The 24,532-nt window shown below is 72.7% G+C and carries 21 protein-coding genes and 1 pseudogene; 15 read left to right on the top strand and 7 right to left on the bottom strand.

Going from position 1 to position 24,532, the window contains the following annotated elements; all coding sequences use genetic code 11:
- Window positions 1-73: 73 nt before the first annotated feature.
- From ASG05_RS04115 to ASG05_RS04135, 5 genes are all read left to right on the top strand, one after another.
- Window positions 74-1,216: a glycosyltransferase family 1 protein gene (locus ASG05_RS04115; RefSeq protein ID WP_056257597.1), complete on the top strand. Its 1,143-nt coding sequence runs from the start codon at window positions 74-76 to the stop codon at window positions 1,214-1,216.
- Window positions 1,217-1,389: 173 nt separating this feature from the next.
- Window positions 1,390-1,842 (top strand): succinate dehydrogenase, cytochrome b556 subunit, encoded by a 453-nt coding sequence (gene sdhC, locus ASG05_RS04120; RefSeq protein WP_082486448.1) that lies wholly within the window; start codon window positions 1,390-1,392, stop codon window positions 1,840-1,842.
- Between the two features lie 4 nt (window positions 1,843-1,846).
- Window positions 1,847-2,296, top strand: a complete 450-nt coding sequence (gene sdhD / locus ASG05_RS04125) for a succinate dehydrogenase, hydrophobic membrane anchor protein (protein ID WP_056257598.1) — start codon at window positions 1,847-1,849, stop codon at window positions 2,294-2,296.
- Window positions 2,297-2,354: 58 nt separating this feature from the next.
- The gene (gene sdhA, locus ASG05_RS04130) at window positions 2,355-4,163 is read left to right on the top strand and encodes a succinate dehydrogenase flavoprotein subunit (protein ID WP_056257602.1); all 1,809 of its coding nucleotides are present in this window, start codon (window positions 2,355-2,357) and stop codon (window positions 4,161-4,163) included.
- A 1-nt stretch (window position 4,164) separates the two neighbouring features.
- Window positions 4,165-4,920, top strand: coding sequence for a succinate dehydrogenase iron-sulfur subunit (locus ASG05_RS04135; protein WP_043594421.1), 756 nt, complete (start codon window positions 4,165-4,167; stop codon window positions 4,918-4,920).
- Between the two features lie 84 nt (window positions 4,921-5,004).
- Here ASG05_RS04135 and ASG05_RS04140 read toward each other — a convergent pair whose 3' ends face one another.
- Entirely contained in the window at window positions 5,005-5,352 is a 348-nt protein-coding gene (locus ASG05_RS04140; protein ID WP_056257604.1) for a hypothetical protein, read from the bottom strand.
- Window positions 5,352-6,467, bottom strand: coding sequence for a DUF6177 family protein (locus ASG05_RS04145; RefSeq protein WP_157490043.1), 1,116 nt, complete (start codon window positions 6,465-6,467; stop codon window positions 5,352-5,354). Before ASG05_RS04145 ends, ASG05_RS04140 begins: the two co-directional genes overlap by 1 nt.
- A 188-nt stretch (window positions 6,468-6,655) precedes the next feature.
- On the opposite strand from ASG05_RS04145, the gene ASG05_RS04150 reads away from it, so the two are divergent.
- The gene (locus ASG05_RS04150; RefSeq protein ID WP_056257610.1) at window positions 6,656-7,399 is read left to right on the top strand and encodes a hypothetical protein; all 744 of its coding nucleotides are present in this window, start codon (window positions 6,656-6,658) and stop codon (window positions 7,397-7,399) included.
- 62 nt (window positions 7,400-7,461) lie between these two features.
- Here ASG05_RS04150 and ptsP read toward each other — a convergent pair whose 3' ends face one another.
- Window positions 7,462-9,111 carry a phosphoenolpyruvate--protein phosphotransferase gene (gene ptsP, locus ASG05_RS04155; RefSeq protein WP_255354539.1) on the bottom strand — a complete coding sequence of 550 codons (1,650 nt, stop codon included), beginning with the start codon at window positions 9,109-9,111 and terminating at the stop codon, window positions 7,462-7,464.
- 175 nt (window positions 9,112-9,286) lie between these two features.
- Here ptsP and ASG05_RS04160 point away from each other — a divergent pair, with 175 nt between their 5' ends.
- The 9 genes and pseudogenes from ASG05_RS04160 to ASG05_RS04200 all read left to right on the top strand — a co-directional run bounded on the left by ASG05_RS04160 (window position 9,287) and on the right by ASG05_RS04200 (window position 19,676).
- Window positions 9,287-10,447 carry a YihY/virulence factor BrkB family protein gene (locus ASG05_RS04160; protein ID WP_056257611.1) on the top strand — a complete coding sequence of 387 codons (1,161 nt, stop codon included), beginning with the start codon at window positions 9,287-9,289 and terminating at the stop codon, window positions 10,445-10,447.
- 10 nt (window positions 10,448-10,457) lie between these two features.
- Window positions 10,458-11,303: an exodeoxyribonuclease III gene (locus ASG05_RS04165; RefSeq protein WP_056257614.1), complete on the top strand. Its 846-nt coding sequence runs from the start codon at window positions 10,458-10,460 to the stop codon at window positions 11,301-11,303.
- Window positions 11,304-11,394: 91 nt separating this feature from the next.
- Window positions 11,395-12,399, top strand: a complete 1,005-nt coding sequence (trpS, locus tag ASG05_RS04170; RefSeq protein WP_056257618.1) for a tryptophan--tRNA ligase — start codon at window positions 11,395-11,397, stop codon at window positions 12,397-12,399.
- A 2-nt stretch (window positions 12,400-12,401) separates the two neighbouring features.
- Window positions 12,402-13,106: a GNAT family N-acetyltransferase gene (locus ASG05_RS16540; protein WP_056257621.1), complete on the top strand. Its 705-nt coding sequence runs from the start codon at window positions 12,402-12,404 to the stop codon at window positions 13,104-13,106.
- 38 nt (window positions 13,107-13,144) lie between these two features.
- A complete protein-coding gene (gene ribD, locus ASG05_RS04180; protein WP_082486450.1) occupies window positions 13,145-14,146 on the top strand; it encodes a bifunctional diaminohydroxyphosphoribosylaminopyrimidine deaminase/5-amino-6-(5-phosphoribosylamino)uracil reductase RibD in 1,002 nt (333 codons plus the stop codon).
- Window positions 14,146-14,784, top strand: a pseudogene (gene ribA, locus ASG05_RS04185) (GTP cyclohydrolase II); the annotation flags it as partial. The gene ribD and the pseudogene ribA, both read left to right, overlap by 1 nt.
- A 252-nt stretch (window positions 14,785-15,036) precedes the next feature.
- On the top strand, window positions 15,037-16,383 hold the full coding sequence (locus ASG05_RS04190) for an MFS transporter (protein WP_056257629.1): 1,347 nt from the start codon (window positions 15,037-15,039) through the stop codon (window positions 16,381-16,383).
- A 174-nt stretch (window positions 16,384-16,557) separates the two neighbouring features.
- Entirely contained in the window at window positions 16,558-18,495 is a 1,938-nt protein-coding gene (locus ASG05_RS04195) for an ABC transporter ATP-binding protein (RefSeq protein WP_056257632.1), read from the top strand.
- Between the two features lie 146 nt (window positions 18,496-18,641).
- On the top strand, window positions 18,642-19,676 hold the full coding sequence (locus ASG05_RS04200) for an enoyl-CoA hydratase/isomerase family protein (protein ID WP_056257634.1): 1,035 nt from the start codon (window positions 18,642-18,644) through the stop codon (window positions 19,674-19,676).
- Window positions 19,677-19,796: 120 nt separating this feature from the next.
- Here the strand turns inward: ASG05_RS04200 and ASG05_RS04205 are convergent, their stop codons facing one another.
- Genes ASG05_RS04205 through ASG05_RS04220 form a run of 4 tightly spaced genes read right to left on the bottom strand, consistent with a single transcriptional unit; the run spans window position 19,797 to window position 24,505 of the window.
- Complete coding sequence (locus ASG05_RS04205; RefSeq protein ID WP_056257637.1) at window positions 19,797-20,849, bottom strand: Gfo/Idh/MocA family oxidoreductase; 1,053 nt, start codon at window positions 20,847-20,849, stop codon at window positions 19,797-19,799.
- The gene (locus ASG05_RS04210; RefSeq protein WP_056258428.1) at window positions 20,846-22,321 is read right to left on the bottom strand and encodes an NAD-dependent succinate-semialdehyde dehydrogenase; all 1,476 of its coding nucleotides are present in this window, start codon (window positions 22,319-22,321) and stop codon (window positions 20,846-20,848) included. Before ASG05_RS04210 ends, ASG05_RS04205 begins: the two co-directional genes overlap by 4 nt.
- Window positions 22,322-22,332: 11 nt before the next feature.
- The gene (locus tag ASG05_RS04215) at window positions 22,333-22,941 is read right to left on the bottom strand and encodes an isochorismatase family protein (protein WP_056257640.1); all 609 of its coding nucleotides are present in this window, start codon (window positions 22,939-22,941) and stop codon (window positions 22,333-22,335) included.
- A gap of 37 nt (window positions 22,942-22,978) precedes the next feature.
- Window positions 22,979-24,505 carry a D-alanyl-D-alanine carboxypeptidase/D-alanyl-D-alanine-endopeptidase gene (locus ASG05_RS04220; protein ID WP_082486451.1) on the bottom strand — a complete coding sequence of 509 codons (1,527 nt, stop codon included), beginning with the start codon at window positions 24,503-24,505 and terminating at the stop codon, window positions 22,979-22,981.
- Window positions 24,506-24,532: the final 27 nt, after the last annotated feature.

A 24,532-nucleotide genomic window follows, 5' to 3' on the forward strand; every position in this document is an offset into this window, starting at 1 on the left:
CCTCCATGCCGCCGATCCCCTCCCGCCACCGTCGCCGGTGAGGCTCGCACCACGAGCAGTCCGAGGAGGACCGATGCGAGTCGTGATCGTGACCGAGAGCTTCCTGCCCACCGTCAACGGGGTCACCACCAGCGTGTTGCGCGTGCTCGACCACCTGGCCCGACGAGGGCACGAGGCCCTCGTCATCGCGCCGGCCGGACGAGGCACGACGAGCTACGCGGGCTTCCCGGTGCACCGGGTGCCCTCGGTGGCCTACCGTCAGTTCCCCGTGGGACTGCCGAACCCCCAGGTCGCCGCCGCCATCGCCGGCTTCCGGCCGGACGTGGTCCACGTCGCCTCGCCGTTCCTGCTCGGGGCCCAGGCCATCGCCGCCGCCGCCCGCCTCGGCGTGCCCTCGGTGGCCGTGTTCCAGACCGACGTCGCCCGGTACGCGGGCACGAACGGCCTCGGGCTCGGCTCGGCCGTCGCCTGGCGGCTCGTGCGCCGCATCCACGACCAGGCGACGACGACGCTCGTCCCCTCGCGCGCCTCCCTGCGTGACCTCGAGACGGCGGGCGTCCGTCGACTCGAGACGTGGGGTCGCGGGGTCGACTCGGCCCTGTTCCACCCGAACCGGAAGTCCAGCGACGCCGTCCGGTCGCTTCGCGGCTCGTGGGGGGCACCCGACCAGGTGCTCGTGGGCTACGTGGGCCGCCTGGCTCCCGAGAAACAGGTCGAGCGGCTCGCCGCCCTGCGCCCGCTGCGCGGCGCACGGCTCGTCGTCGTGGGCGGCGGGCCGTCGCTGCCCTCCCTCCGCCGCCGCCTGCGACACCTCGACCCGGTCTTCACGGGCCCCCTGCACGGTGATCAGCTCGCCGACGCGTACGCGGCGCTCGACGTCTTCGTGCACACCGGGTCGACCGAGACCTTCGGTCAGACCGTGCAGGAGGCCCACGCCAGCGGGCTGCCCGTCCTGGCCCCTGCCGCCGGCGGACCCCTCGACCTGGTGCGCCACGGCGTCGACGGGTTCTTCTTCGACCCGCGCCACGACCACTCGCTGAGGCGCGGCGTGCGCACGCTGGTCGAATCGGACGAGCTGCGGGCCCGGTTCGGCGAGGCCGGGAGGCGCGCGGTCGTCGGACGCACGTGGGAGGCCCTCGGCGACGAGCTGGTCGAGCACTACCGACGCGCGACGGCGAGCGTCCGCGACGGGGCCGAGCGCGCCTCCGTCCGTTGATCCCGTGGGCCCGTCTTGTCTCGACGTCGAACGACTTCGGCGGGGCGGGGCCGCGGCTCGTCGCGGCGGGAACGTAGACTGGACGGGTTCTGAGAACGCCACCAGCGGACACGGCTGTCCCTCGTACCGACCGAGTGAGAGCGCATCCGCCCCATCCGCGAGGAGAAGTGCTCATGGCCGAGCAGTCGACGGGAACGGTCGCATCACCGGCAGGCAGACCGGGTGCACCGAAGATCAGCGCGCCCAAGGCGCCCGGGAAGATCGCGGGCACCCTGTACCGGGGCCGTGAGGGCATGTGGTCGTGGGTGCTGCACCGCATCACCGGCGTGAGCATCTACTTCTTCCTGCTCGTGCACATCCTCGACACCGCCCTCGTGCGCATCAGCCCCGAGGCGTACAACGCGGTGATCGGCACCTACAAGAACCCGATCATGGGGCTCGGCGAGACCGGCCTCGTGGCGGCGATCCTGTTCCACGCCCTGAACGGCCTGCGCATCATCCTGATCGACTTCTGGGGCCCGGGCACCAAGTACCAGCGCGTGATGTTCTGGGTCGTCATCGGCCTCGCCGTGGTCCTGTTCGCCGGCTTCGCGCCGCGTCACCTGATGAACGTCTTCTCGGAGTAGAGCCATGACCACCCAGACCGTCGAAGCCCCGCGCTCGGCCCGCACGGCCCAGCGCTCCACCAACTACGAGAAGTGGGGCTGGATCTACATGCGCGCCAGCGGACTGCTGCTCGTCGTGCTCGTGTTCGGCCACCTCTTCATCAACCTGCTCGCGAGCGAGGGTGGCGTCAAGGCCATCGACTTCGCCTTCGTCGCCGGCAAGTGGGCCAGCCCCTTCTGGCAGGTGTACGACACGCTGCTGCTCTGGCTCGCACTGATCCACGGCACCAACGGCATGCGCACCATCGTGAACGACTACGTCTCGAAGCCCACGGTCCGCAAGGTGCTGCTCGTCACCTTGCTCGTGTCGACGGCCGTCCTGCTCGTGCTCGGCACGCTCGTGATCTACACCTTCGACCCGTGCCCCGCGAACGCCCCGGCCGACCTGCTGCCGTCGTTCTGCACCGCCGGCTGACCACCCGGCCCACCGCCCGCTCCGGCCACCGGCCGCACGTCCCCCACCGGAAAGAACCGTGACCACACCCTCCCCCGCCTCCGCCAGCACCGTCGTCGACGGCGTCCACTACCACCAGCACGACATCGTGATCGTCGGGGCCGGGGGTGCCGGCATGCGAGCGGCCATCGAGGCCGGCCCGAACGCCAGCACGGCGGTCATCTCGAAGCTCTACCCGACGCGTTCGCACACCGGCGCCGCCCAGGGCGGCATGGCGGCGGCCCTCGCGAACGTCGAGGACGACAACTGGGAGTGGCACACCTTCGACACCGTCAAGGGCGGCGACTACCTCGTCGACCAGGACGCGGCCGAGATCCTGGCGAAGGAGGCCATCGACGCCGTCCTCGACCTCGAGAACATGGGCCTGCCCTTCAACCGCACGCCCGAGGGCAAGATCGACCAGCGACGCTTCGGCGGGCACACGGCCGAGCACGGCAAGAACCCCGTCCGACGGGCCTGCTACGCGGCCGACCGCACCGGTCACATGATCCTGCAGACGCTGTACCAGAACTGCGTCAAGCACGGCATCAACTTCTTCAACGAGTTCTACGTCCTCGACCTGATCATGGGCGAGATCGACGGTGAGGAGCGCCCCGCCGGCGTCATCGCCTACGAGCTGTCGACCGGCGACCTGCACGTGTTCCAGGGCAAGGCCGTCATCTTCGCCACCGGTGGGTTCGGCAAGATCTACAAGACGACGTCGAACGCCCACACCCTCACGGGCGACGGCGTGGGCATCATCTGGCGCAAGGGCCTGCCCCTCGAAGACATGGAGTTCTTCCAGTTCCACCCGACCGGCCTGGCCGGGCTCGGCATCCTGCTGAGCGAGGCGGCCCGCGGCGAGGGCGCCATCCTCCGCAACAGCGAAGGCGAACGCTTCATGGAGCGCTACGCCCCCACCATCAAAGACCTCGCGCCGCGTGACATCGTCGCCCGCTGCATGGCGACCGAGATCCGAGAGGGCCGGGGGGCCGGTCCGCACAAGGACTACGTCTACCTCGACATCACGCACCTCGACCCGGCGGTCATCGACGCCAAGCTGCCCGACATCACCGAGTTCGCCCGCACCTACCTCGGCGTCGAGCCCTACACCGAGCCCGTGCCCGTGCTGCCCACGGCGCACTACGCCATGGGCGGCATCCCGACGAACGTCAAGGCCGAGGTGCTCCGCGACAACACCACGGTCGTGCCGGGCCTCTACGCCGCCGGCGAGTGCGCCTGCGTCAGCGTGCACGGGTCCAACCGCCTCGGCACGAACTCGCTGCTCGACATCAACGTCTTCGGCAAGCGTGCCGGCAACAACGCGGTCGAGTTCGTCAAGGACGCCCCCTTCGTGCCGCTGCCCGACGACCCCGCCGCCTTCGTCCGCGGGCTGGTCGAGGACGTCCGCGCCGCGACCGGCACCGAGCGCATCGCGACGCTCCGCAAGGAGTTGCAAGACAGCATGGACCGCAACGCCCAGGTGTTCCGCACCGAAGAGACCCTCGACGAGGTCACCCACGTGATCGCCGACCTGCGCGAGCGGTTCAAGAACATCTCGGTGCAAGACAAGGGCAAGCGGTTCAACACCGACCTGCTCGAGGCGATCGAGCTGGGATTCCTGCTCGACCTGGCCGAGGTCGTCGTCTACTCGGCGAGGTCACGCCAAGAGAGCCGCGGCGGGCACTTCCGCGAGGACTACCCCACGCGCGACGACGAGAACTGGCTCGTCCACACGATGGCGTACCTGACCGGCGACGCGCACTCCTCCCTGGCGGGCGACCACATCCGCCTCGATACCAAGCCCGTCGTGATCACGAACTACCAGCCGATGGAACGGAAGTACTGACATGAGCACCGCTGTCCTCGAGAACAAGCCCCAGGGCTCCGACGCCGTCCCCACGTTCACGGCCACCCTCATCATCCGGCGCTTCGACCCCGAGGTCGACGACGAGCCCCGCTGGCAGGACTTCGACGTCCAGGTGCTGCCGACCGACCGTGTCCTCGACGCGCTGCACCAGATCAAGTGGGAGCAGGACGGTTCGTTGACCTTCCGCCGCTCGTGCGCCCACGGCGTCTGCGGTTCCGACGCCATGCGCATCAACGGCCGCAACCGCCTGGCCTGCAAGACCCTCATCAAGGACCTCGACATCTCGCAGCCGATCTACGTCGAGGCCATCAAGGGTCTGCCCCTCGAGAAGGACCTCGTCGTCGACATGGAGCCCTTCTTCCAGTCGTACCGCGAGATCCAGCCGTTCCTGATGGCCTCGTCGAAGCCCGAGAAGGAGCGCCTGCAGAGCGCCACCCAGCGTGAGCGCTTCGACGACACGACCAAGTGCATCCTGTGCGCCGCGTGCACCTCGAGCTGCCCGGTCTTCTGGACCGACGGCCAGTACTTCGGTCCCGCGGCGATCGTCAACGCCCACCGCTTCATCTTCGACTCGCGTGACGAGGGGGCCCAGGTGCGCCTCGACATCCTCAACGACAAAGAGGGCGTCTGGCGCTGCCGCACCACCTTCAACTGCACGGAGGCGTGCCCTCGTGGCATCCAGGTGACCCAGGCCATCGCCGAGGTCAAGCAGGCCGTGCTGCGCGGACGCGCCTGACCCCACCCTGCCGATCACGAACGAGGGCCCGACCACCTGGTGGTCGGGCCCTCGTCCGTCGTCCTCGACGTCGCCCTCGACCGGTCAGTCGTCCTCGACGATGCAGGCGGCCTCGAGGGCCAGGGCCAGTCGCAGGGCGACCGAGACGCCGGCCTCGCCCGCGTCGCCCAGCGGGGCGACGGCGTCGATCCAGAAGACCGGGAGGCGCACCGTCGGCGGGTCCGGCAGCAGTCGGTCGATCTCGCCCGCGTCGGTCAGCTCGGCCGCCTGGTACACCGTCAGAAGGGGAACGCCACCCGCCGCGAAGACCTGGAGGGCGTCGCCACCGTCGATCTCTCGGACGCCAAGCGAGTCGTCGACGGCACGGGCCGCGCTGACGAGGTCGAGCTGGTCGTAGACGTGCGGGCTCAAGATGGTGATGTCGCGGGGCATCAGGCCTCGTCCTCGGAGGGCCCGTCGCCCTCGAGAGTGCTCTCGTGCAGCAGGTCGAGTTCGTGCAGGTCTTCTTCCCACGCCTGCAGCAACGGGCTGGCGACGAGTTGTGCGAGCCGCTCGGGGCCGACAGCCTCGAGGGTGCGGTGCAGGGCGTTCCAGCCGGAGGTGCCCGCGTCGCCCAGGGGGACGACGAACGCCGGCAGTCGCGGACGCCCGACGACCACGACGGGGCGTTCGGCGTCCAACGTCGACCGCTCGAGGCCGAGGCGTCGCACCGACGGGGCCCCGATCAAGAGGGCGACCGGGTTGGGCGGTGGGTACGTGACGGCGCGGACGCACCGGTCGGACTCGCCCTCGCGCGCGATGACCAGCGCGAAGGTGGGCAGCGACGAGCGGGCGATCTCGGCGAGGGCGTCGGTCAGCCGTGCGATCGCCTCGTCGAGCGACCCGTCGGTCACGTCGACCGTCACGGCCGTGGTCTCTTCGATGCCGTGGTCGGTGACCCGGGCGGTGACGGTCGCCGACAGGTGCGGGCCCTCGACCACGACCCGGACCGTCTCGGGGGCCTCGTGGCGCGCGTGCTGGGTGAGGACCCAGCGGTCCCAGGCGTGGACGAGGGGCTCGGTCGCTCCCCACCGGGTAGGGAAGGAGCCCGAGGCGGCGGCCGCCAGGGTCTCGAGCGCGCCTCCCAGGCTCGTGTCGTGCGAGGCACGGTGCAGCACGGTGAGGTCGACGCTCAGCTGGCAGGTGGTGTCGACGGCGTCCGCGATGACCGGCAGCCGCTCGGCCGCGGGCGCGTCGACGGCGGACGCGTCGAGCTCGGCGGCCGCCGCGTCGACGTCGTCGTAGGGCACGCCCGTGAGCCCGTCGCGGAGCCGGTCGGCGTCGTCGTGGACAGCCCAGACTCCCCCGGCGGCGACCAGGGCGGCCCGGAGGCCGACGGTGAGCCGTGACCGCTCGCTGGTGACGAGCACCACCCGGCGCCCCGACGCGGGCCGACCGAGGAGGTCCGCCAGCGGACGGCTGAGTCGGACGACGCGGGCCCTGCTGTCGACACGGACCGCTCGCGACGAGATCGCGTCGACCAACGGGTGTCGGATAGGGGTGCCCACCCGTCGAGTCTGCTCCGTGGGGGGCCGCGGTGACCGGATGCACGGCGGACTCGGACGTGCGCGGCCCGGCACAGCCCGGGCGGCCTAGGCTGGGTCATCGTCATCGCCACCGACCCCGAGAGGCATGCCATGGACGACGTCCGACGTCTCGACCGACGGCCCTCCGCGGTCGTCGCCCGGCCGATCTCGTGAGGCGGCGTCCGTACCGCAACGGTGAGCGGCCCGACGACCAGCGAGAACGCCGTCGTGCCTTCGGCGCCGCCCTCCGCACGCGGCCGCCCGTCCGGCCGTCCGCCGAGCGCGACATGGGGCGTGCCCTGGCCCGACTCGACGAGCTCGTGGAGAAAGCCCTCACCTCGGGCGAGCACGACCGCCTGCTCGACGAGACGCGGGTCTCGACCTGGCCTCGAGAGTTGGACGCCGTCGTCTCGGTGGTCGTCGAGAGGCTCGACCCGCCACCGTCGGTGGACCGTGCCGCGGTCGCGGCCGCCGTCGCCGACAACCTGGAGGCGCGGTTCGGCCTCCGCCCCGGAGCCTCGCCGACCGAGCGGTCCGTCGTGCTCTGGCAGTCCGTCGCCGGCGCCGACTCCCGGCTCGCAGAGACCGGCTGGGAGCGCGACGTCCTCTCGGACGACCGGGAGGCGCTGGCCGAGTTCTTCGCGTCGGACGGCGACCCGGTGCGGGCGCGCCTGACACGGTCGTCGGGTCGGCTGCACCTCGAGCTGCGAGGGACGAACGCACCGGTCGGCGACCGGTCGTCGTCGTACGCCGTGTTGTCGCGGTCGAGCGCGCTCGTGCTGGTCGACGATCCGCGCGGCCTCGTGTCGGTGCTCGACGACGACGCGGCCGCCGCGATCCGCGACGCGGTCGTGGCCTGGGGCGACCTCGCCGACCACCTGGACGAGCGACGAGCGGAGATCGGCGCCCGCTGATCAGCACCCGCTGATCGGCCCGCGAGCGGATCGAGGCGGCCCCTCGGCGGGGCCGCCCGGACTCAGACGGTGACGGCCTCGGCGGCCGCTCGTGCCCCGGCCGCGGTGGTCGCCGCGACGGCTGCGGTCGCCAGTTCGCGTGCCTGCTCGAGCGTGTAGCGCGACAGCTCGAGCCGGACGTCGGCCAGCGCGGCCGGCGTCATCGAGAGGGTCGTCGCCCCGAGGCCGACCAGCACGACGGCCAGCAGCGGATCCGCCGCGGCCTCACCGCAGATGCCCACGGGCTTGCCCGCCTCGGCTCCGGCGTCGCCCAGCGACTTGACCAGGCGCAGCACGGCCGGGTGCCACGGGTCCTGGTACGACGCCACCGAGCCCAGCATGCGGTCGGCCGCCATCGTGTACTGGGTGAGGTCGTTCGTGCCGACGCTGACGAAGTCGGCCGTGGCGAAGATCTGGTCGGCGAGCACGGCGAGCGAGGGCACCTCGGCCATCACGCCGACGGTCTTCAGCCCGAGCTCGCGGCCGAGCGTGACGAAGTACTCGGTCTCTTCGGCGTCGCTGACCATGGGAGCCATGACCCAGAGGTCGGCGGTCGTCGCGGCCTGCGCCGCCGCCAGGGCGGTCAACTGGTCGCGCAGGATGTCTTCTTTGACCCGGAGCGCCCGCAGGCCGCGCAAGCCGAGGGCGGGGTTCTCCTCGTGGGCGTCGTTCAAGAAGCTGAGCGGCTTGTCGGCGCCCGCGTCGAGGGCCCGCACGACGACCTTCTTGCCGGGGAACGCCTCGAGCAGGGCGGTGTAGCTGCTGGTCTGGCTCTCGACGGTCGGGGCGCTCGAGTTGCCGAGGAAGAGGAACTCGGTGCGGAACAGGCCGACGCCCTCGGCACCGAGCTCGATCGCGCCCGCGGCCTCGGCCGGTGCGCCCAGGTTCGCGAGCAGCGGGACGGCGTGGCCGTCGGCGAGGGCACCCTCGGTCAGGGGCGCCGCGGCGGCGGCCGCACGGTCGGCGATGCGCTTCTCCGCCTCGGCGACCTCGTCGGGCGACGGGTCGACCGTGACGACGCCGCTCGCCGCGTCCGCGACGACGACCGTGCCGTCGGCGAGGTCGAGGGCTCCGGTCACGCCGACGATCGCGGGGATCGACTTCGACCGGGCGAGGATGGCCGTGTGCGAGGTGGGACCGCCGTCACGGGTGACGAGGGCGAGCACCTTGTCGAGGTCGAGCAGGGCGGTGTCGGCCGGCGCGAGGTCGGGGGCGACGAGGACGAACGGGGTGTCGCTCTCGGGCACGCCGGGGGCCGGCACGCCGCGCAGCGAGGCGATGACGCGCTGGGCGACGTCGCCGAGGTCGGTCGCCCGCTCGGCCATGTAGCCGCCCATGCCGATCAAGAGGTCCTGGAAGGCGGCGAACGCCTCGTGGACGGCGCGCTCACCGGTGCGGCCGTCGTCGATGCGGGCCTTCACGTCGTCGGTGAGCGTGGGGTCCTGGGCCATCAGCGACTGCGCGTCGAGGACGTCCTTCGCCTCGCCACCGGCCTTCTCGCCGCGCGCGGTGAGGTCGGCCGCGACGGCCGACAGGGCCTTGAGCACGCCGTCGTACTCGAGGGCGGCGTCGGTCGTCCGGGGCGCGGTGCCCGGCTCGGGCAGCGGATCGGGCATCTTCTTGACGGGGCCGACGGCCACCCCACGTCCGACGCCAACGCCCTGTAGTGCCACGGTGAACCTCTTCGAGTCTCGATGGTGGAGACGTGCGGCAGGACGCCGGGCACGCTCACGGTCGGTCCATCGTAGACGGAACGCCCGGGCGTCCGGCCGGTGCGCACCACCGGGGGTGGCCGCGGCCTCGATCCCGACACCCGGACCGGGGCTCGCGCCCCCGTACCCTGGACCCATGCGCGCGCCGTGGACCCGAGAACCGACGCCCGACCCGGCCGAGCCGGCCCGCGCCTCCTCGGCCGTCGGCCCGTCCGGGCGCGCCCGGCAGGCCGGGTCGCGCGTCGCCGGGTCGCGACCGACCCGGGTGCTGGCCCGGCACGTGACGTCGAAGGGGCCGCTGCTGGCGGCGGGCCTGACCTACCAGGCCCTCTTCGCCCTCTTCGCAGCGCTCTGGGTGGGCTTCTCGGTGGCGGGCTTCGTCGTCTCGGGGGACGAACTGCTGCGCGACGAGCTGATCGTCTTCATCCGGTCGGCCGTCCCCGGCCTGATCCAGGACGCCGACGGCACGGGCGTCGTCGACCCCGAACTCCTGCTCGACGCGTCGGTGTTCGGCTGGACCGGCGCCGTGGCCCTCGTCGGCCTGCTCGTGTCGTCGATCACGTTGCTGGGCAGCATGCGCGACTGCGTGCGCATCGTGTTCCGGGCCCCCCAGCCGGTCACGCCGCTCGGTCGGCTGATCGTGCGCGACCTCGGGCTGGCGCTCTGTTTCGGAGCCGCCGTCGTGGTCTCGGCGACGCTCTCGCTGCTGAGCACCTCGGCGGTCTCTGGTCTGCTGGCCGGCGCCGGCGTCCCGGTCCGGTCGATCCTCGGCGAGACGACCCAGCGCGTGGTCGGGGTGCTGCTCGTCTTCGTCTTCGAGACCGCGGTGCTCGCCGTGCTCTTCCGGGTGCTGGCCGGGCTGCACATCCCCTTCCGGCGCCTCCTCTCGGGGGCGGTCATCGGGGCGGCCGGCTTCGTCTCTCTGACGCTCGTCGGCGGCGTCGTGCTGCGCGCCACGGGTTCGAACCCCCTGTTGGCCTCGTTCGCGGCGATCGTCGGACTGCTGATCGTGATCAACCTGCTCTGCCAGGTGCTGCTGCTCAGCGCCGGCTGGATCGCCGTCGGCATGGACGACCTCGGCGTGCACGCCGACCCGCATCAAGAGGCCGAACGCCTGCGCCGCCTCGAAGAGGACCGCCTGGCCGAGGAGGCGCGGACCCGGTCGCGTCGGGGCCGTCTCGTCGCCGGGGCCCGCGGCCTGCTCGCGCGGTCGCGGCGGGCCGTCCGCCCGGGTGACCCGCCCGACGTCCCGCCCACCGGCCCCTCGGTCGGCCCCGGCGACGGTGCCCGCCGCTAGTCTGGAGCCCATGTCCACGCGCCTCCGCCTCGCCACCGTCAACGTCAACGGCGTCCGCGCCGCGTTCCGCAAGGGCATGGGCGACTGGCTCTCGGCGCGCGACGTCGACATCCTCACGCTGCAAGAGGTGCGCGCGTCGACGGACGACCTCGAGGGGCTGCTCGGCCCCGAGTGGAACGTCGTGCACGACCCCGCGACCGCCAAGGGCCGGGCCGGCGTCGCCATCGCCAGCCGGGGCGCGGTCCACGTGCACCGGGTCGAGCTCGGCCCCGACGACTTCGACAGCGCCGGTCGCTGGCTCGAGGCCGACTACGAGATCGGCGGCACCGTCGTGACCGTGGTCAGCACGTACGTCCACTCGGGCGAGGTCGACACCCCCAAGCAAGACGAGAAGTGGAAGTTCCTCGACGCCATGTCGGCGCGCCTGCCCGAGCTCGCGGCGCACAACGAGCTCTCGGTGGTCACCGGCGACCTCAACGTCGGGCACCGCCAGCTCGACATCAAGAACTGGAAGGGCAACGTCAAGCGTGCCGGCTTCCTGCCCCGCGAGCGGTCGTACTTCGACCGGTTCCTCGGGCCGGCGGGCGAGCAGGTCGAGACGGTCGACGGCACCGGCGGCGAGGGCCTCGGCTGGGTCGACGTGGGCCGACGGTTCGCGGGCGAGGTCGAGGGGCCGTACTCGTGGTGGTCCTGGCGGGGTCAGGCCTTCGACAACGACAGCGGCTGGCGCATCGACTACCAGCTGGCGACCCCGTCGCTCGCCGACACCGTCGAGCACTACGTCGTCGACCGTGCCGCCGCCTACGACCAGCGGTGGTCCGACCACGCACCGGTCGTGGTCGACTACCGCCTCTGACCGGCGCCGCGCCGCCGCCTCCCGTCTCGCACCAGCGTCTCGCACCACCCGTCTCGCACCACCTGTCTCGCACCGCCCCACCGAGGACCACATGACCAAGCCCCGCCTCTTCTCCGGAATGCAGCCGTCCGCCGACTCCCTCCACGTCGGTAACTACATCGGTGCGCTCCAGCAATGGAAGTCCCTCCAGACGACGCACGACGCCCTCTTCTGCGTCGTCGACCTGCACGCCATCACCGTCCCGCAAGACCCCGCGGCGCTCCGCGCACAGATCCGCGGGACGGCCGCGCAGTACATCGCGGCGGGCATCGACCCGTCGAAGTCCACCCTGTTCATCCAGTCGCATGTGCCGGCCCACACCCAGCTGGCCTGGGTGCTCAACACGCTGACCGGCTTCGGCGAGGCCAGCCGCATGACGCAGTTCAAAGACAAAGCGGCCAAGCAGGGGTCCGACGCGGCCTCGCTCGGCCTCTTCGCCTACCCCACGTTGATGGCCGCCGACATCCTGCTCTACCAGGCCGAGACGGTGCCGGTCGGCGACGACCAGCGACAGCACGTCGAGCTGACCCGTGACCTCGCCACCCGGTTCAACTCACGCTTCGGCGAGACGTTCGTCGTGCCCGAGGCGACGATCCAGAAAGAATCGGCGCGCATCTACGACCTCCAGTCCCCCGAGTCGAAGATGAGCAAGTCGGCGACGACCGACTCGGGCGTCGTGTGGATGCTCGACGAACCGAGCCGCACCGCCAAGAAGATCAAGTCGGCCGTGACCGACGCCGAACGCGAGATCCGCTTCGACCGCGGCGCCAAGGCCGGCGTCTCGAACCTGCTCACCATCCTGTCGTCGTTCTCGGGCGACAGCGTGGCCGACCTCGAAGAGCGCTACGCCGGTCGGGGCTACGGCGACCTCAAGAAAGACACGGCCGAGGCCGTCGTCGAGACCTTCGCCCCCGTCCGTGCCCGGGCCCTCGAACTCCTCGACGACCCGGCCGAGCTCGACCGCATCCTCGCGGTCAACGCCGACCGGGCGAACGAGATCGCGCAGGTCACGATCGACACCGTGTACGACCGCATCGGCTTCGTCCGCAAGGCCTGACCGTGCTGCCGTTCGTGCTCGCGTCGCCGACCCTCGAGTTGCTGGTGCCGAGCGCGGCCGACGTGCCTGCCATCGTCGAGGCCTGCCGCGACGAGACCCTCCGCCGGTTCACCACGGTGCCCGTGCCGTACGACCGGTCGGACGCCGAGTTCTTCCTGAGCCGCATCGTCGACGACGGCTGGGCCACCGGGCGCGAGTTCACCTGGGGCCTTCGCCGTCCGGGGTCGGGTCTGCTCGAGGGCGTCATCAGCGTGCGCCTGCGATCGTCGGACGTCGGCTTCTGGACGGCACCGGCCTCGCGAGGGCAGGGCCTCATGACCGAGGCCCTCGGCCTGGTGGCCGACTGGGCCTTCGAAGGCGGTGGGCTGCGAGAGCTCTTCTGGGAGGGCTACGTCGGCAACGACGCCTCGGCCGCCGTGGCTCGCCACGTCGGCTTCACGTACCAGGGGGTCGGCCCTGGCTTGCACCCCGGCCGCGACGGTGGTCATCCCCTCTGCTGGAAGGCCCGCCTCCGGCCGGGCGACGAGCGATCGACCCGACCGGGCTGGCCCGCCCTGGTCGGCCCGGCTGCCGAGGCGGACCGGCCGGCGGAATACCGCGGCACGGGTGGCGTTGACTCCGTCACCGGCGCCGTCGAAGGCGCCCGGCGACCGTCCCCCTCACCGCACGCCCTCGCGCGCGACCGTTCCCTCCCGGAGGCCCCGTGAGCACCGACGCGATCGATCGCGACCTGCTCGAGCGCACCATGCGTCGAGCCGTCGCCCTCGCGCGCCGTGGGCCGGCACGCGGCGTGAACCCGCAGGTGGGGTGCGTCCTGCTGCGCCCCGACGGCAGCACGGCGGCCGAGGGGTGGCACCGCGGCGCGGGCACGCCGCACGCCGAGGTCGACGCCCTGTCCCACCTGGCCCCGGGTGACGCCCGAGGCCTCACGGCCGTCGTCTCGCTCGAGCCCTGCGACCACGTCGGACGCACCGGCCCGTGCAGCGTCGCGCTGATCGAGGCAGGCGTCGCGCGCGTCGTCCACGCCGTCGCCGACCCCGGCGCGTCGTCCGGCGGCGGTGCCGAGCGGCTGCGCCGGGCGGGCGTGGACGTGATCGGCGGCGTGCTCGCCGACGAGGCAGAAGAGATGGCGCGGCGTTGGCTGGTCAGGGCACGGACGGGTCGCCCCTTCGTGACGGTGAAGTGGGCGTCCAGCCTCGACGGACGAGTGGCGGCGACCGACGGCAGCAGCCGGTGGATCACCGGCACGGCAGCCCGCCGGCACGTCCACGAGCAGCGTGCGGCCCACGACGCGATCCTCGTCGGGACGGGCACGGTGCTCGCCGACGACCCCGGCCTGACCGCCCGGGACGACGCCGGCGAGCTGATGGCCGAGCAGCCCCTGCCCGTCGTCGTCGGCACGCGAGCCGTCCCGGCCGACGCCGCCCTCCGCCGGCACCCGCGGGGTCTCGTCGAGACCGGCACGCGCGACCTCGAGGCCGTGCTCGACGACCTGGGCCGCCGCGGCGTTCGCAGCCTGTTCGTCGAGGGCGGGCCGACGGTCGCGAGCGCCTTCGTCCGCCTCGGACTCGTCGACGACTACCTCGTCTACCTCGCCCCGACCCTGCTCGGCGGGCCGCGCACGGCCCTCGACGACCTCGGCGTCGACCACATCGACCGGCAACGACGTCTGCGCGTCACCGACGCGCACACCCTCGGCGACGACCTGGTGGTCGTCGCCCGCGACACCTCCAGGAGGCACGCATGACCACCATCCCCGCCGCATCGTCCCAGGTGTCGTTCGAGGTCGAGACCACGGTCCCCACCCGCCACGGCACGTTCCGCATGCGCGCCTACCGCGACACCGTCACCGGCGCCGACCACGTGGCGGTCATCGCGAGCGACCCGACCGGCCTCCCCCCGGCGGACGGCGCCCTGGTCCGCGTGCACTCCGAGTGCCTGACCGGTGAGGCGTTCGGCTCGCTCAAGTGCGAGTGCGGCCCGCAGCTGGACGCCGCGCTCGACACCATCCGCGACCACGGCGGCGTCGTGGTCTACCTGCGCGGGCACGAGGGCCGCGGCATCGGCCTGGTCAACAAGCTGCGCGCCTACCGCCTGCAAGAGGACGGCCTCGACACGCTCGACGCCAACCTCGCCCTCGGCCTGCCCGCCGACGCCCGTGACTACGGGGCGGCCGCCGACGTGCTGCGCGACCTCGGACTGACCCGCGTGCGCCTGCTCAGCAACAACCCCGAGAAGCGTCGCCAGCTCGGCGAGCACGGCATCGACGTGACCGAGCTCGTGCCGCTCGTCGTCGGGGTCGGGGCCTTCAACGAGGGCTACCTCGACACCAAGCGCGACCGCATGGGGCACGAGCTGCCCGGCCACCTCGGCGCCGACGGCTGACCCCGGATCAGGCCGCATCGCGCGCGAGCCGCGGGGACCCGCGGACGGGCGCCTCGGCCGGCCCCGCCGGGGGACGACACGGGGTACAGCCGGGGTAAGATGGGCGACGGCTGTCACGAGCGGCCACCGTCTCACCCGGCCGAGCGACCAGCAGATCCCTGCACCGCGCCTCCGTCCGACCCGTTGTGCCGCATCACGCGCCCGGTCGTCGACGTCTGCCGGGCCATCGACCCCCCGCTTCGGAGTGCCCCCGTGTCTGCCCCCACCGTCGATCCGTCGACGTCGTCCGCCCCCGCCACCAACAAACGCTCGCGCGTCATCGTCGCGAGCCTCATCGGCACCTCGATCGAGTTCTACGACTTCTACGTCTACGCGACCGCCGCGGTCCTCGTCTTCCCGACGATCTTCTTCGCCAACGACGACCCGGCCGTCGCGCGCCTCGCCTCGTTCGCGGTCTTCGGCGTCGCCTTCGTCGCCCGACCCGTCGGCTCGGTCGTCTTCGGCCACTTCGGCGACCGCATCGGGCGCAAGGGCACGCTCGTGGCGTCCCTCCTGACGATGGGCATCGCGACCGTCCTGATCGGCTGCATCCCCGCCGGCACGACGCCCGGGTGGGCGGTCGCCGGCCCCGCCTGCCTCGTCGTCCTGCGCTTCTGCCAGGGTCTCGGCCTCGGCGGCGAGTGGAGCGGTGCCGCGCTGCTCGCGACCGAGAACGCCCCGGCGAACCGCCGGGCGATCTACGGCACGTTCCCCCAGCTGGGTGCCCCGATCGGCTTCATCATCGCCAACCTGCTCTTCGTGCTGCTGAACACGACCCTCACCGAGGAGCAGTTCATGAGCTGGGGCTGGCGCCTGCCGTTCCTGGCGAGCGCGGTGCTCGTCATCATCGGGCTGTACGTGCGCTTCAAGCTGATCGAGACCCCGGCGTTCCAGAAGGTGGTCGACTCGGGCAACGTCGCCTCGCTGCCGCTCGCCCGGGTGTTCCGCACGAGCTGGCGCCCGCTGCTGCTCGGCACGTTCATCATGCTGGCCACGTACACGCTGTTCTACCTGATGACGACGTTCACGCTCACCTACGGCACGGCGGACGCCGCGGGCGACCCGGCCGGCCTCGGCATCGCCCGGACGCAGTTCTTGTGGATGCTGATCCTCGGCGTCGTCTTCTTCGGCATCTTCACCCTCGTCTCGGGGCCGCTCGCCGAGAAGTACGGCCGCCGCGCCATGCTCATCTGCGTCACCGCGGGCATCCTCGTCTTCGGCTTCACCTTCGCCCCGCTGTTCGCGGCCGGCCAGCTCGGAGCTCAGGCGCTGCTCATCATCGGCTTCGTGCTGATGGGGCTGACCTTCGGGCCGATGGGGGCCGTGCTGCCCGAGCTGTTCCCGACCAGCGTCCGCTACACCGGCTCGGCCATCAGCTACAACGTGGCGAGCATCCTCGGTGCGGCCGTGGCGCCGTTCATCGCCGTCGCGCTCTGGACGGCGGCGGGCGGCAGCACCTGGCTCGTCGGCCTCTACCTGTCGTCCATGGCGCTCCTGACGCTCGTGGCGCTCGTGCTCAGCCGCGAGACCCGCGACGTCGACTACGAGGCGGCCGGCTGACCGGACGCACGGCGCCTCACCGGCCGGCCCGCGCCTCCTGACCGGAGGCGCGGGCCGTCGTCGTGACGCAGGTGGATGTCACCCGGACGAAGTACGGTCGTAGTCGGCGGTGGCACCGCCCGCGACATCCGACCGCCGCAGACCGCGACGCCGGTCACCGGCACGAGAGGCATCATGAGCTCCGACACACGCGCGCGCACGACGACGTCCACCGGTCAGGAGGCGCGGGTCGACCAGGTCACCGCGCCCCGGTCGCGCTGGGGTCGCCGTCCGCAGCCCGAGGGGCCGCGTGCCACCTTCCGTCAGCTGCTGCCCTACCTGTTCGAACACAAGAAGGTCATGGCCTTCATCATCGTGCTCAGCGTGCTCGGTGCCGCGGCGTCGCTCGGGCAGCCGTTGTTGGTGCAACAGGTGATCTCGGCCGTGCAGCAGGGCGTGACGCTCGGGCCCCTCGTCTGGGCGCTCGTCGGCCTGGTCGTCGCGGCCGGACTGATCAGCGGGTTCCAGCACTACCTGCTGCAGCGCACCGGCGAGGGCGTCGTGCTCTCGAGCCGTCGCCGGCTGGTGGGACGCATGCTGCGCCTGCCGATCAGCCAGTTCGACACCCGCCGCACCGGCGACCTCGTCTCGCGCGTCGGCTCCGACACCACCCTGTTGCGCGCCGTGCTCACCCAGGGTCTCGTCGAGGCCATCGGCGGCAGCCTCACCTTCGTCGGCGCCCTGGTGGGCATGTTCTTGATCGATCCCGTGCTGCTCGGCCTGACCGTGCTCGTGGTGGCCGTCTCGGTCGTGGTCGTCGTGCTGCTGTCCGGCCGCATCCGCGTCGCGAGCCGGCAGGCGCAAGAGAAGGTGGGCGACCTGACCGCCGCGGTCGAGCGCGCGATCAGCTCGGTCCGGACGATCCGCGCGTCGGGCGCCACCGAGCGCGAGATCGCCGGCGTCGAACGTGACGCCGAGGGCGCCTACCAGCGGGGTCTGCAGGTGGCACGGATCTCGGCCCTCGTCGTGCCGATCTCGTCGGTGGCGCTGCAGGCGTCGTTCCTCGTCGTGCTCGGCGTGGGCGGTTACCGCGTCGCCAGCGGTGCCATCGAGATCGCGTCGCTCGTGTCGTTCGTGCTCTTCCTGTTCCTCATGATCATGCCGCTCGGCCAGGCCCTCGGCGCCGTGCTCAGCGTCAACCAGGCGCTCGGAGCGCTCGGTCGCATCCAAGAGATCCTCGACCTGCCGAGCGAGACCGACGGCGACGAGCGCCTCGCGGCCGAGGTCGCCACGGCTGCTGCCACGACCGGTGCCGCCGGCGCGCGAGCGGGCTCGGCGGCCGACGTCGCCGTCCGCTTCGACGACGTGCACTTCCGCTACCCCGGCTCGCCCGTGGCCGGTGCCTCGACCGCCGACCGCCCGGGCGCTCCCGTCGACACGACGGACGACGACCTGACGGTGCTGCGGGGCGTGAGCTTCACCGTGCCCGTCGGGCGACGCACGGCGCTCGTCGGGCCCTCGGGCGCCGGCAAGAGCACCATCCTCTCGCTCATCGAGCGCTTCTACGACGCCACCTCGGGTGCCGTCGTCGTGGGCGGGGCCGACGTCCGCACCCTCGACCGTCACGAGCTGCGGTCGCGCATCGGCTACGTCGAGCAGGACGCCCCGGTGCTCGCCGGCACCATCCGCGACAACCTCACCCTGGGGTCGCCCGACGCCACCGACGACGACTGCCGCCGGGTGCTCGAGGCGGTCAACCTCACGGCCGTGCTCGAGCGGGGCGACCAGGGTCTCGACGCCCAGGTCGGCGAAGACGGCGTGATGCTCTCGGGTGGCGAGCGGCAACGACTCGCCATCGCCCGGACGCTGCTGAACGCGCCGCCCATCCTGCTGCTCGACGAGTCGACCTCGAGCCTCGACGGCCTGAACGAGCAGCGTCTGCGCGAGGCCATCGACGCCGTGGCCGAGAACCGCACGCTCATCGTCATCGCCCACCGGCTCTCGACCGTGGTCGACTCCGACCAGATCGTCGTCGTCGACGCGGGGCGCGTCGTCGGGGTCGGCACCCATTCCGAGCTCGTGCAGACCACCCCGCTCTACCGCGACCTCGCGAAGCACCAGCTGCTCGTCTGACGTCGGCCGGGTCGCCGGGTCGCCGGGTCGCCGGGTCGCCGGGTCGCCGGGTGGCCGGGTCGCCCGGTCGTCGAGTCGCCCGGTCGCCGAGTCGCCCGGTCGCCGGGTCGCCGGGTGGCAGGGCGACGACGTGCGACGATGGCCCGATGAGCGACGTCGCCCCCACCGTCCTGACCCACGTCGACCGCGGGGTGGGCGTCATCACCCTCAACCGTCCGCAGAAGATCAACGCGGTGACGGTCGAGATGCTCGGCCTCGTCGAACGCGCACTCGACGCGTGGGAGGACGACGACGCCGTGACGGCCGTGCTGCTGCAGGGAGCCGGTCCGCGGGGCTTCTGCGCCGGGGGCGACATCGCCTGGATCCACGCCAACGCGACGGAGGACCCCCGCCGCAGCATCGACATGTGGCGGCGCGAGTACCGGGGCACGCTGCGGCTGTCGCGGTGGTCGAAGCCCATCGTCTCGCTGCTGGACGGCATCGCGATGGGTGCCGGCATCGGGCTGGGCGGTCACATCACGCTGCGCGTCGTCACCGAGCGCAGCTCGCTCGGGATGCCCGAGACCCGCATCGGCCTCTCCCCCGACGCCGGCGGCAGTTTCTTGCTCTCGCGGGCCCCGGGCGAGCTCGGCACCCACCTGGCCCTGACCGGTCGGGCGATGTCGGCGGCCGACGCGCTGCACACCGGGTTCGCCGACGTGCTCGTGCCGTCGGCTGAGCTCGCGCTCGTGCTGCCTGCCCTAGCCGAGGGCGGCGTGGAGGCCGTGCGGGCGCTCGGCGTCGCAGCGGGGCCGTCCGAGCTCGCCGCAGCCGGCGACTGGATCGACGAGGCCTACCGCGGCGATGACGCGCGCGCCATCGTCCGTCGGCTGCGCGACCTCGCGTCGTCGGGCCTCGACGCGGCGGGAGCCGTGGCCGACGACCTCGAGGCCGCCTCGCCGACGTCGGTCGTCGTGACCCTCGAAGCCCAGCGCCGGGCTGACCGGCTGCCCGACCTCGAGGCCGTGCTCGGGCAAGAACTCGGGATCGTCACCTCGCTCGCCGCCTCACTGGACCTCGTCGAGGGCATCCGCGCGCGCGTGGTCGACAAGGACCGTCGGCCCCGCTGGTCGCCGGCGACGCTGGACGAGGTCGACGTGGCGGCGACCCTAGCGACGGTCGACTGGACGACGAGACTCTGACCGCGCCGCAGGCGGGAGGCGCGCCGCAGGCGGGAGGCGCGGCGCAGGCGGGAGGCGGGCGCAGGTCGCCGAGGAGGACACCCTCCCGCCCGGCCCGCGTCACCCGCCCGCGGCCACCGGTCAGGGGCGGACGACGCGTCCCTCGTCGGCCGAGCGACGAGCGGCCTCGATCACCTCGAGCCCGCGGACGGCGTCCCAGGGGTCGACCGGCAGCTCGCCGTCACCGCGCAGCGCACGAGCGAGCTGCGAGTAGAAGTCCGGGTAGCGCCCGCCGTCGGTCGGCTGGTCTCGACGGGAGCCGTCGGTGATCACGACGCCACGACGAGCGGTCTCGTCGACGCCGTACGCCGGATCGGTCGGCGCGACTCCCGAGGCCAGCTGGGCCTCCTGCGGGTCGAGACCGTGCACCTCGTACGCCCCCGACGACCCGAGCACCCGGAACCTCGGCCCCGGCACCGCCGCGACGTGGCTCATCGTCAGCCGCGACCGTCGGCCGCCTTCGTGCCCGAGCGACAGGAACACGTCGTCGTCGGCCGAACCGCCCGGGCGCCGGGTCGTGATCTCGGCGTGGACCGTCAGGACGGGTCCCAGCAGCACCGACGCCTGGTCGACGAGGTGCGGCCCCAGGTCGAACAGGATGCCGCCGCCGTCCGCCGCGGTCGCCCGGCGCTTCCAACCGGCGCGGTTCTCGAGCTTCCAGGGCTCGAACCGCGACTCGACCGTGTGGACCTCGCCGAGGTCGCCCGAGGCCGCCAGCCGCGACGCGGTCAGGAAGTCACCGTCCCACCGGCGGTTCTGGTAGACGGTCAGCGGCCGACCGAGCGTTTCGGCGAGTTCGACCAGCGCCCGGGCGTCGGCCGACGAGGTCGCCAGCGGCTTGTCGACGACCACGGCGACGCCGGCGCGGAGCGCCCGGGTCGCGGTCTCGACGTGGGTGTCGTTCGGTGTGGCCACGATCACGAGGTCGAGGTCGCGGCCCCAGAGCTCGTCGACGCTCGCCACCACCTGGGCACCGGGGTGTGCGTCGGCGACCTGCGCCGACCGGTCGGGGTCGCGGGTCACGACGGCGTCGACCTGCCAGGCCGGGTCGGCGGCCAGGAGCGCGCCGTGGAAGACCCGGCCGGCGAGCCCGTAGCCCACGATGCCGACGCGCAACGGCTGTGCGGCGCTCATGCGGCGAAGGGGTCGGGGGTCAGCACGTACACCGTCTCGAGGTACTCGTGGATGCCTTCGGCCCCGCCCTCGCGACCGAGGCCGGACGACTTGACGCCGCCGAAGGGGGCCGAGGCGTTGGACACGACGCCCACGTTGAGCCCGAGCATGCCGGTCTGCAGGCGCTCGGCCAGGCGCTGCCCCCTCGCGAGGTCACGGGTGAACGCGTAGGCGACGAGCCCGAACTCGGTGTCGTTGGCCAGGCGGATGCCCTCGGCCTCGTCGCGGAACGTCGAGACCGCGAGCACGGGCCCGAAGATCTCGGTGGTGAGGATCTCGCTGCCCGGGACGACGCCCGACAGCACGGTCGGCTCGAAGAACGTGCCCGGCCCGGCGACCACGCCCCCGCCGGTCTCGACGACGGCGCCCCGGTCGACCGCGTCGCGCACGAGGCGGTCGGCCTTGTCGACCGCCCGCGCGTCGATCAACGGACCGACGGTGACCCCGTCGTCGGTGCCCGCGCCGACGCGCAGTCCTCGGACGCGCTCGACCACTCGCGAGGTGAACTCGGCCGCGACCGAGTCCTGCACGATGAACCGGTTGGCGGCGGTGCACGCCTGCCCCACGTTGCGGAACTTCGCCTGCATCGCCCCCTCGACCGCCGCGTCGAGGTCGGCGTCGTCGAAGACCACGAACGGCGCGTTGCCGCCGAGCTCCATCGAGGTGCGCAGCACCTGCTCGGCCGCCTGGGTCAGCAGGGTCGAGCCGACCGGGGTCGACCCCGTGAAGCTGAGCTTCCGGAGGCGCGGGTCGCGGATCAGGGGCTCGCACACGTCGTTCGCCGACAGGGTGGTGACGACGTTGACCACCCCGTCGGGCACGCCGGCCTCGACGAGCAGCGCCACGAAGGCGAGCGTCGTCAGAGGGGTCAGCTCGGCGGGCTTGATCACCACGGTGCAGCCGGCGGCCAGGGCGGGGGCGATCTTGCGGGTGGCCATCGCCAGGGGGAAGTTCCACGGGGTGATGAGCAGGCACGGGCCCACCGGGCGGTGCAGCACCGTCGTGCGGCCGGTGCCCTCGGGGTTGGTGCCGTAGCGGCCCGAGACGCGGACGGCCTCTTCGGAGAACCATCGGAGGAACTCGCCGCCGTAGGTGACCTCGCCGAGCGATTCGGCCAGCGGCTTGCCCATCTCGAGCGTCATCAGCAGGGCGAAGTCGTCGCGCCGCTCCATCAGCAGGTCGAAGGCGCGGCGGAGGACCTCGCTGCGGTGCCGAGGCGACGTCGCGGCCCAGCCGTCTTGCGCGTGGACCGCCGCGTCGAGAGCCCGGAGACCGTCCGCCGGGGAGGCGTCGGCCACGGCGACCAGGACCTCGCCCGTCGCGGGGTCGACGACGTCGAGGGAGTCGCCGGTGGATGACGCCCCCCAGGAGCCACCGATGAACAGGCCTGTCGGCACCGCCTCGAGAACCCGACGACGATCGGCCGCCGTCACGCCCCCGGCGCTCACGCCGTGGCCCCCGTCGCCCCGTCGACGACCTCGGCCGACGGTGCGCAGGTCACGCCGACCGCCCGCAGCTCGGTCAGGGCGGCCTCGCTCGGGCCCGGGGCCACGCCGGCGACCAGATCGGTCAACACGGTCACGCGGAGCCCTGCGGCGACGGCGTCGAGGGCCGAGGCTCGGACGCAGTGGTCTGTCGCGAGACCCACGACCTCGACCTCGTCCAAGCCCCGCTCGGCGAGGACCTGGCCGAACGGCCGGCCCCCCTCGACGACGCCGTCGAACAGCGAGTACGCGGGGCGTCCGTCGCCCTTGAGCACGTGGACGTCGACGGCCGACGTGTCGAGGTCGGGGTGGTACTCGGCCCCGGGCGAGCCCTGGACGCAGTGCGACGGCCACGAGTCGACGAAGTCGGGCGCGGTGCTGAAGTGACCACCGTTGTCACCGTCGGGCGAGTGCCAGTCGCGGCTGGCGACGACGAGGTCGTAGCGGTCGGGGTGCGCGCGCAGGTGGTCGGTGACCGCCTGCGCGACGTGCGCGCCGCCGGCCACGCCGAGCGCGCCTCCTTCGGTGAAGTCGTTCTGGACGTCGACGACGAAGAGTGCTCTGGTCATGCGACCATTCTCGCGCGCCGCACCGACACCCGCGTCGTCAGCTGTTGGCCAGGTTGTCGCCGCAACTGTAGACCGCCGTCGTCACCGTGTCGAGGGCGGCCCGCGCGTTGTCCTGCACCGAGCCGATCGCGTAGAAGGCGAAGGTGAGCTTCGTGCCGTCGGCCGCGTCGATCGTGCCGGCCAGCGTGTAGGCCGTGTCGATCCACCCGGTCTTCGCGTGCACGGCCCCCCGGGCGACGGCGTTCGACCCGGTGAAGCGCGAGGCCAGGGTGCCGGTCTTGCCCGACACGGGCAGGGCGTCGTACACGACTCCGAGACCGTGCTCGCGGTTCAGGACCTGGACCATCAGCCGCGCGACGAAGGTCGACGGCACGGCGTCGTTCTCACTCAGGCCCGAGCCGTCGATGATCGTGAGCGACGACGTGTCGAGTCCGTAGGTCGACGACAGGACGCCCTGGTAGAGCGCGGTGAGCGACGCGGCCGAGCCGTCGGCGCCGGACTCCTTCGACGAGACCCGCGCGAGCATCTCGGCGAGGGTGTTGTCGGACGTCGGCAGCAGCTGCGAGATCAGCCTGCTGACCGGCTGAGACGACACCTGGGCGATGACCGCCGCGCTCGTGGCGGTGCCCTGGGTCATCGTGGCCGTGTCGGCGCCGACCACGCCGGCCGTGACGAGGGCCGACCGGAAGGCGTCGCCGGCCCGGGCGACGGGGTCGGTGCTGCGCGGGCTCGTCTGCGCCGCAGGGTTGGCGCGGTCGCCGTCGACCATCAGCGCGGTCACCTCGGAGTGGTATCCGATCGTCTGCTCGGTGCGCTTCCACGACGGGTCCCACTTGTCGGCGGGGTTCCAGTAGGTGGCGTCGAGCGTGATCTGGGTGAGGGGTTGGTCGCCGAGCGACGTCTTGACCTGGCTCGCGAGGTCGGCGACGGTGGGCGCACCGGCGTACACGCTCGACCCCGTGGCGCTGAGCGTGGCGTCGCCGCCGCCCACCAGCGCCACGGCACCGGTGCCGGGATCGCCGGTGACCCGCGTCGTGAGGCGCGCGTCGGGGCCGAGGACCGACAGGGCGACGGCGCTCGTCAGGGTCTTGAGCACGCTGCCCGTGCGGGCGGCCGTCGAGCCGTTGCGGTCGAAGAGCACCTCGCCCGTCGCCGCGTTGACCACGCTGCCCTCGAACTGGGCGAGCCGCGGGTCGGAGGCGGCCCCGGCGACCGAGCAGGTGCGGAGGCGGGTCGCCCCGGGCAACACGTCGGGCACCGACCGCTCGGGGTCGGCCGTCGGCGTCGCATCGGGCGTCACCGTCACGTCGGGCTGGGGCGTCGCCGAACCGGCCCGGGCCGTCGGGGCGCCGGGAGCGGTGGCCGCACCGGCGGCGACCGCTCCGCCGCCGAGCAAGGCGAGGACGAGCACGCCGGCCGTCACGAGGACGGCGCGCGGTCGGGTCGAGACCCACCGCCAGGCGGAGGTCGGCGACCCGGTCGAGGTCGTGTCGGCGGGACCGTCGCCCCCGGCGCCGGCGCCCGGTTCGGGTCGGTCGTGACGTGGCTCACCCTGATCGCTCATCGAGGACATCATACGGAGCGGTGACGC

It is taken from the genome of Frigoribacterium sp. Leaf186, assembly GCF_001423905.1.
Lineage (GTDB): Bacteria > Actinomycetota > Actinomycetes > Actinomycetales > Microbacteriaceae > Frigoribacterium.